This is a genomic window from Brevundimonas sp. (assembly GCF_036399195.1).
Lineage (GTDB): Bacteria > Pseudomonadota > Alphaproteobacteria > Caulobacterales > Caulobacteraceae > Brevundimonas.
In genome coordinates this window covers 1-6992 of the sequence record NZ_DASWNO010000217.1, presented here as the reverse complement: position 1 = coordinate 6992, position 6992 = coordinate 1, and the positions used below count along the sequence as shown (strand labels likewise).

Here is a 6992-nt window from a genome sequence, read left to right as displayed (position 1 = left end):
GGCATGAAGCTGGCGTTCTCGACCGGGTCCCAGAACCACCAGCCGCCCCAGCCCAGCTCATAATAGGCCCAGAAGGCGCCGAGGGTGATGCCGCCGGTCAGGAAGGCCCAGCTGGCCAGGGCCCACGGCCGCACCCAACGGCCCCAGGCGGGCCAGAAGCCGGCGTTGGCCCGGCCTTCGACCAGCGCGGCCACGGCCAGCGAGAAACAGACCGAAAATCCGACGTAGCCGCAGTAGAGCAGCGGCGGATGGAAGGCCAAGGCCGGGTCCTGCAGCAGCGGGTTCAGCGACGCGCCCTGGAACGGCGCCGGGCTCAGCCGCGCGAACGGGTTGGAGGTGAACACCGCGAAGGCGAGGACCAGCACGCCCAGAAGGCCCTGAGCCGCCACCGCCGAGGCCTTGAGCCCGAACGGCAGGCCGCGTCCGCGCGCCAGCACCGCGCCGAAGCCGGTCAGCACCAGACACCACAGCACCAGCGAGCCCTCATGGCTGCCCCAGGCCGCGGCGACCTTGTAGAGCATCGGCTTGTCGGTGTGGCTGTTGGCCGCGACGTTGGCGATAGAGAAGTCGGACACGGCGAAGGCGAAGATCAGGGCCGCGAAAGACACGGCGACGGCCGCCGCGGCCGCCACGGCGGCGCCCTCGGCGGCTCCGGTCAGCACAGGACTGCGCCGCCAGCGGCCGGCGACGGCCATGCCGGTCTGCAGCAGGGAAAGCGCAAACGCGAGGATGAGCGCGAAGGCGCCGAGCTCGGCGATCACGGCATAGCCGGTGCGCTATCGGCCGGGGGCCTGCTCGAGCGCGGGGGCGACCCGGCCTCCGGCCGCCACTCGCCCTTTTCCTTCAAGCGCTCGGCGACCTCGCGCGGCATGTAGTTTTCGTCGTGCTTGGCCAGCACCTGGGTCGCGCGGAACGAGCGGTCGGGCAGGAAGGCGCCCTGGGCCACCACCCCCTGCCCCTCGCGGAACAGGTCGGGCAGGTCGCCCTGATAGACGACGCGCGTCGTGGCCAGATTGTCGGTCACGGCGAAGGCCACCTCGCCGCCCGTCCCCCGGGCCACGCTGCCCGCCTCGACCAACCCGCCCAGCCGCACCACCCGGCCGGCCGGCGCCTTTTCGGCGGTCGCCTCGGACGGGGAGAAGAAGAAGGTGACGCTGTCGCGCATGGCGTAGAGCGACAGGCCGACGGCCAGCGCCAGCACCGGCGTCACCGCCGCCACGACCCACAGCCGTCGCCGCGCCTTGGGCGATTTCGGCAGCCAGCTCATGCGCCGCCCCGCGCTGCGGCCATGCGCCGCTCCAGATCGGCGCGGCGCGGATCGCTCGGCGCCAAGGCCGCGATCAGCGGCCCCCACATCGCCCGCAGCATGGCGGCGTCGCCCCGCGCCAGCGCCGCCTCGCCGAGGAAGTATCGCGCGCCCAGCTGGCCAGGATCGCGGCGCAGCGCCTGGGCGAAGGCGGCCTCGGCGTCCGCACCGACCGCGCCTTCGTTGGCGCGAACGAGGCTCTCGCCCAGACGGGCCCAGCTCTGGGCGTCGTCCGGCTTGATCGCCAGCGCCCGGCGGAAGGCCGAAGCCGCACCGATCGGATCGCCGGCCTCGAACCGGGCAGCGCCCAGCATGGTCAGGGCCTGATGATCGGTCGGACGCTCACGCACCACCCGCGCCGCGACGGCCGCCAGCTGCGGCGCCTCCAGCGTCTCCAGCCGGCCCGCCCATTCGTCGACGCGCCGCTCGTAGGGTTGATCCGCCGAGCCGGGCGCGCCGAACAGCGAATACAGCCCCAGCGCCGCGAGGGCCGCGACAGCGAGCCCACCCAGCACCCAAAGGCGGTCGGAAGGTCGCGCCTCGACGGCGACGATCTGGCGGTCCGACGTCAGCAGCCGGCGTCCGGCCTCGGCCCGCGCCGCGGTCCAGCCAGCCTCGTCCAGCAAGCCGCGGGCCTTGAGGCGGTCGAGCTCGTCCAATTCGGTGCGGGCGCTCTGCACCGCGACGGTTTCAGCGGCGGGCTCGGCCGCGCCGACGCCCCGGCGCGCGCCGGACAGCACCAGCAGGCCGGCGAGGGCCGCCATCAGCCCCGTCATGATCCAGAAAACCGTCATCGCCGCGCGATGTAGCCGATCAGGCGGCTCGCGACGAGGCCTCGCCGCCCCCTGCGGGGGCTCCCGCCACCGCGGCCCGACGCCGCACCGCCCGCGCCGCCTCCTTGGCCGCGATCAGATCCAGGCACTGGGCGGTGAAGGCGATCAGCTTCATGGCGTGGGCTTCGTCGCCCGCCTCGCCGTCATTGACCATGCGCAGCGCCTGGTCGGCGTAGTCGCTGAGCCGCGCCGTCAGGGTCTCGACCAGGGTCTTGCGGTCGGCCTCGCAGCCGAAGGTCGAGGCGGGGCCGCGCACCGAACCCACCAGCCGCAGCAGGTTGCGTGCGGCCTGGACCGTCTCGCCCGACACCGGCGCGTTCAGGTGCGGAGCCTTTCGGGTCATGCGGCCGGCCGTCTGCACCCGCTCCCACGGCAGGGCCTGATCGACGGCCTTGTCGGCGGCGCGCAGCAGGCCGGACAGGCGCGCGGCGATGGCGACGCGGCCGTCCCGCACCGACTTGCCCCACGGGCTCTGCGTGTCCAACGCGAGGGTGACGTCCAGTTCGCCCAGGACATTGGCGCACCAGGTCAGGTCCGCCATGACGTCCTGCACCCGCGCCGCGTCGGCGCCCGGCTTGAACGCCGCGATACGCACCGCGCGCGCCTCCACGCCCGCGATCAGACGGTCGACGAATCCGGCGAGTTCCGAGGCGCTGAGGAAGCCTTCCTGATCGACCGCCGCCGAGGTCTGGGTGACGATCCGCAGGATCAGGACCGCGTCCTCTAGATGGGCGAACAGGATTTCCAGCAGGCGCTCGGCCCCGTCCTCTCGGATGGTCGCGCAGTCCTTGAGCAGGATGCGCAGCTCGGCCACCTGATCGTCGTCGGGCCGCTTCAGCCAGACCTCCAGCGACGACAGGCCGCGCCGCGCCATGTGGGCGAGGTCGAGACAGGCGGCCAGATCCGCGGGACCGGCGTCGCGATCCGCCCCCGGCCAGATCAGCCCGGGATGGTCGCGGGCGGCTGAAGCCGCGGCCAGGCAGATGCGGTCGGCGACGGCGATGGACGGCTCTTCCCCGTCCAGCTGCGGCAACAGATGCGGCTCGCGCCCGCTGGCGGCCTTCCACAGCCGCGCCAGCACCGCCGGGGGAAAGGTCAGGGCCGCAATCCCGTCCGCCCGCTGACGGAACATGGGGGCCAGGGGCGCCAGCACGAAGGCTCGACGGACGCGGTCGCGCGTCTCCTCGGCCAGCATGACCCGGAGTTCCTCGGCGCGTTCACCCGGCAGCCCCCCCACGGCGGAGGACACGGTCCTGAGCATGGCGTCGGGGCACCGCTCCAGCAGGGCGGCGAGCGCGACTTTATGGGCGACGGACAGGCCGGCCATTCGAGATTCCCGATGCCGGGAAACGCCCGGCCCGGCGATAGTGGCCGCTCAGGGTTAACAAGCGTTGAGCCCGGCGGCCGACTCAGGCCTCCGCCGCGGGCAACTCCAGCAGCACCTTGAGTCCGCCCATGTCGCTGTCGGCGAGGGTGATCCGCCCGCCGTAGGCGCGGGTCAGCTCGACCACGATCGACAGGCCGAGGCCTGACCCGGGCGTGGTCTCGTCCATCCGGGCCCCGCGCTGCAGGGCGCCCTCGCGCTGGTCCTCGGGCAGGCCGGGCCCGTCGTCCTCGACCACCACCACCATCTGGCCCAGTCCGGTCGGGCCTGCGGAGATGCGGACGCGGCGGCGGGCCCATTTGCAGGCGTTCTCGATCAGGTTGCCGAGGATTTCCTGCAGGTCCTGGCGCTCGCCCCGGAACCCGAGCTCGTCGGGGGCGCGCCAGTCGATCTCGACACCCTTGGTCTCGAACACCCGCTCCAGCATCACCGCCAGTTCGTCGAGCACCTCGGCGATCGGTGTGCGCTCGCCCAGCAACTGGGCCCGGGCGGCGGCGCGGGCCCGCCGCAGGTGGTGGTCGACCTGCGCCTTCATCACCTCGGTCTGCTTGCGCACCATGTCGGGCAGCACCCCCGGCTGGTCGCCCGCCTCCGCCAGCAGCACCGACAGCGGGGTCTTCAGGGCGTGGGCCAGGTTGCCGACATGGGTGCGCTGACGCTCGACCGTCTCCTGATTGTGGTCGAGCAGCCGGTTCACCTGCTCGGCCAGCGGCTGGATCTCGATCGGATAGGTGCGGGCGATGCGCGCGACCTGGCCCTTTCGGACGTCGGCGATCTCGTTGCGCAGGCTGAACAGCGGCCGCAGTCCGATGCGGACCTGGAGGAAGACGGCGATGACCAGCCCCAGCCCCAGCGCCAGCAGGGCGGTCCAGGTGAAGGTGGCGAACTGGCGGGTGTCGGTTTCGATATTGGACCGGTCGATGGCGGCTATGAACACCAGCGGCTCGTCGCGGCCCGGCAGCGACTTGAGGCTGGCCGCGACCCGCAGCGGTTGCTGCAGCGGCGGCCGCAGCAGGCCGGGATCGTTGTAGCTGACGATGGCCCCCTGGGCCGAGCGCAGCCGACCCGGCACGTCCCGCGGCACGGCCAGGCGTTCGCCCGCCAGAGACGGCGAGCCGGCGACGAAACGCAGCCGGTCCTCCCCCTCCATCTCGGCCACGATCCAGTATTTTCCGGACAGGGCGCGTTCGGTCTGGGCGTCATGGATGTCCGCCACCGTCACGCCGTTCGGCCCCGCGTTGGTGGCGACAACGACCTCGTCAAGAATGGCCGACAGGTCGTTGCCCAGCCGGCGGAGCGCGGATTCCTTGTACTGGGTGGTCAGGGCCCACCCGGTGAGGACGAGGGCCAGCACGATCCAGCCGGAGGCCAGCCAGATCAGGCGGCGGGTCAGGCTGCGGCCGGGCCGTCCGAACCAGCGGCCCCAGCTCCGGGCGGCTGTCGGAGCCGCGGCGCCCCCCGCCTCTTCGGTCACGCGGCCTCGGACTCCCCGGCCAGGGCGGTCAATCGGTAGCCGAGCCCGCGCACGGTCTCGATCCGGTCGGAGCCGATCTTCTTGCGCAGCCGCCCGACGAACACCTCGATGGTGTTGGAGTCGCGGTCGAAGTCCTGGTCGTAGAGGTGCTCGACCAGTTCGGTGCGGCTGATCACCCGGCCCTGATGCATCATCAGATAATGCAGCAGCCGGTACTCGAGCGACGTCAGCCGCAGCGGCTCGCCGTTGACCGTGGCCCGGGCCGCGCGCGGATCGAGGCGCAGACCGCCGCACGACAGGGTCGCCGAGGCGATGCCGGCCGAGCGCCGCAGCAGGGCGCGCAGCCGGGCCAGCAGCTCTTCGGTGTGGAAAGGCTTGGTCAGATAGTCGTCGGCGCCGGCGTCGAAGCCCGAGACCTTGTCGGACCAGGCCCCACGCGCCGTCAGGATCAGCACCGGTGTGGTCTTGCCGTCGCGTCGCCAGCGCTCCAGCACCGAGACGCCGTCGATCTTGGGCAGGCCGAGGTCCAGCACCACGACGTCATAGGGTTCGGTGTCGCCGAGGAAATGCGCTTCTTCGCCGTCGGCGGCGTGATCGACGGCATAGCCGGCGTCGCCGAGCGCCATCTTCAGCTGGCGCGACAGGTCAACGTCGTCCTCGACAAGCAGCACGCGCATTCAGCGTTCTCCGATGACCCGGCCGGTGCGGCCATCCACCATAATGTCGGCGATCCGGCCGCCGGGATACTCCCAGCGGACCACGATCATGCCGCCCCGCTCGCTGGCGCCCAGAAAACGCCCGGACCGGCCGGAAGATGCGCGCTGCACCGCCTCGCCCATGCCGACGCGCGGACGCTCGTCGCGCTGTTCGAACTGGGGCCGGCGCTCGCGGCGGTCCTCGCGCTGGTCGCGGTCCTGCGCCAACGCCTGCGACAGCGGCAGGGCGGCGAGAAGGACGGTCAGGGTCATGGCGGTCACGCGGAACATGTCGGCAGGTCTAGTCCTCGGGCTCTGAACGATGCCTGAACAAGCATCATAGACGCATTTCAGCGATACGGCTGTCTCGCCTTCACGCGCCCGAGCGGTCGTCCTGAGGCCGATTACCGCGATGTCATCCGTATGAACGGTTCCTGACGCAAGCCGTTCAGACGGGGCTCACCCGAGGAATGCTCTTCTCTCGTCAACGCCGGCCATCCGGTCCGCGTGGATCCGCCAAGGAGACGACGATGAAGAAGTTCCTCATCCCCGCCATCGCCCTGGCCGCGGCTTCCGTCGCGGTCCCCGCCATGGCTCAGAACTACGGCCCGCAGCAACGCGGCGACCGTTACGAACAAGATCGCGGCGACCGCTACGAGCGCGACAACCGCGGCGGCTGGCAGTCGATTTCGCAGCGCAAATACCAGCTGGACCGCCGCATCGACAACGGCCTGCGCAACGGCATGCTGAGCCGCCGCGAGGCCGTACGCCTCAAGGCCGAGCTGAACCAACTGGTTCGCCTGGAAGCCAGCTACATGCGCGGCGGCCTCAACGCCCGCGAGCGGATGGAGCTGGACCGGCGCTACGACATGCTGGCCCGTCAGGTTCGCGAAGAGCGCCGCGACCGCGACAACCGCCGCAACTAAAACCTTCCTTCATTGAAGGTTCGAGGGCGCGATCCGAGAGGGTCGCGCCCTTTCCTTATGGGTTCAGGCGCAGCCGGCTCTCGATCACCGTCACCGCGGCGCCGCGCAGGATCACCCGGTCGCCGCGCACCTCCGTTGCGATGTCGCCGCCGCGTCCGGGGAACACCTGCCGGAAGCGGACGGAAGCGCGGCCCAGCTTGTCCGCGTACAGCGGCCCCAGAATGCAGTGGGCCGAGCCGGTCGCCGGATCCTCGTCGACGCCACAGCCCGGCGCGAAGAACCGGTCGACCACATCGACGCCATCCGCCGCGTCGGCCGGCGCGCAGACGATGACCTGCCCGACCTCGCCCGCCTCCCCCTGGATCGCCGACAGG

At 71.7% G+C, this 6992-nt stretch carries 9 protein-coding genes; 1 reads left to right on the top strand and 8 read right to left on the bottom strand.

The window, feature by feature from the left end:
- The 7 genes from ccsA to VGB60_RS09690 form a co-directional block, all read right to left on the bottom strand.
- Window positions 1-761 (bottom strand): cytochrome c biogenesis protein CcsA (gene ccsA / locus VGB60_RS09720; protein WP_331038063.1); only part of this gene is annotated, 761 nt, incomplete at its 3' end.
- Window positions 758-1267: a cytochrome c maturation protein CcmE gene (ccmE, locus tag VGB60_RS09715; protein WP_331038062.1), complete on the bottom strand. Its 510-nt coding sequence runs from the start codon at window positions 1265-1267 to the stop codon at window positions 758-760. The genes ccsA and ccmE, both read right to left, overlap by 4 nt.
- On the bottom strand, window positions 1264-2100 hold the full coding sequence (gene ccmI / locus VGB60_RS09710) for a c-type cytochrome biogenesis protein CcmI (protein ID WP_331038061.1): 837 nt from the start codon (window positions 2098-2100) through the stop codon (window positions 1264-1266). Before ccmI ends, ccmE begins: the two co-directional genes overlap by 4 nt.
- Before the next feature lie 19 nt (window positions 2101-2119).
- Complete coding sequence (locus VGB60_RS09705) at window positions 2120-3466, bottom strand: hypothetical protein (protein WP_331038060.1); 1347 nt, start codon at window positions 3464-3466, stop codon at window positions 2120-2122.
- An 82-nt stretch (window positions 3467-3548) separates the two neighbouring features.
- Window positions 3549-4997 carry a sensor histidine kinase gene (locus tag VGB60_RS09700; protein WP_331038059.1) on the bottom strand — a complete coding sequence of 483 codons (1449 nt, stop codon included), beginning with the start codon at window positions 4995-4997 and terminating at the stop codon, window positions 3549-3551.
- On the bottom strand, window positions 4994-5674 hold the full coding sequence (locus VGB60_RS09695; protein ID WP_331038058.1) for a response regulator transcription factor: 681 nt from the start codon (window positions 5672-5674) through the stop codon (window positions 4994-4996). Before VGB60_RS09695 ends, VGB60_RS09700 begins: the two co-directional genes overlap by 4 nt.
- Entirely contained in the window at window positions 5675-5983 is a 309-nt protein-coding gene (locus tag VGB60_RS09690; RefSeq protein WP_331038057.1) for a hypothetical protein, read from the bottom strand.
- A 239-nt stretch (window positions 5984-6222) separates the two neighbouring features.
- Here VGB60_RS09690 and VGB60_RS09685 point away from each other — a divergent pair, with 239 nt between their 5' ends.
- Window positions 6223-6618 (top strand): hypothetical protein, encoded by a 396-nt coding sequence (locus tag VGB60_RS09685; protein WP_331038056.1) that lies wholly within the window; start codon window positions 6223-6225, stop codon window positions 6616-6618.
- 55 nt (window positions 6619-6673) lie between these two features.
- Here the strand turns inward: VGB60_RS09685 and VGB60_RS09680 are convergent.
- Window positions 6674-6992: PhzF family phenazine biosynthesis protein (locus VGB60_RS09680; RefSeq protein WP_331038055.1), on the bottom strand; the 319-nt coding region annotated here is incomplete at its 5' end.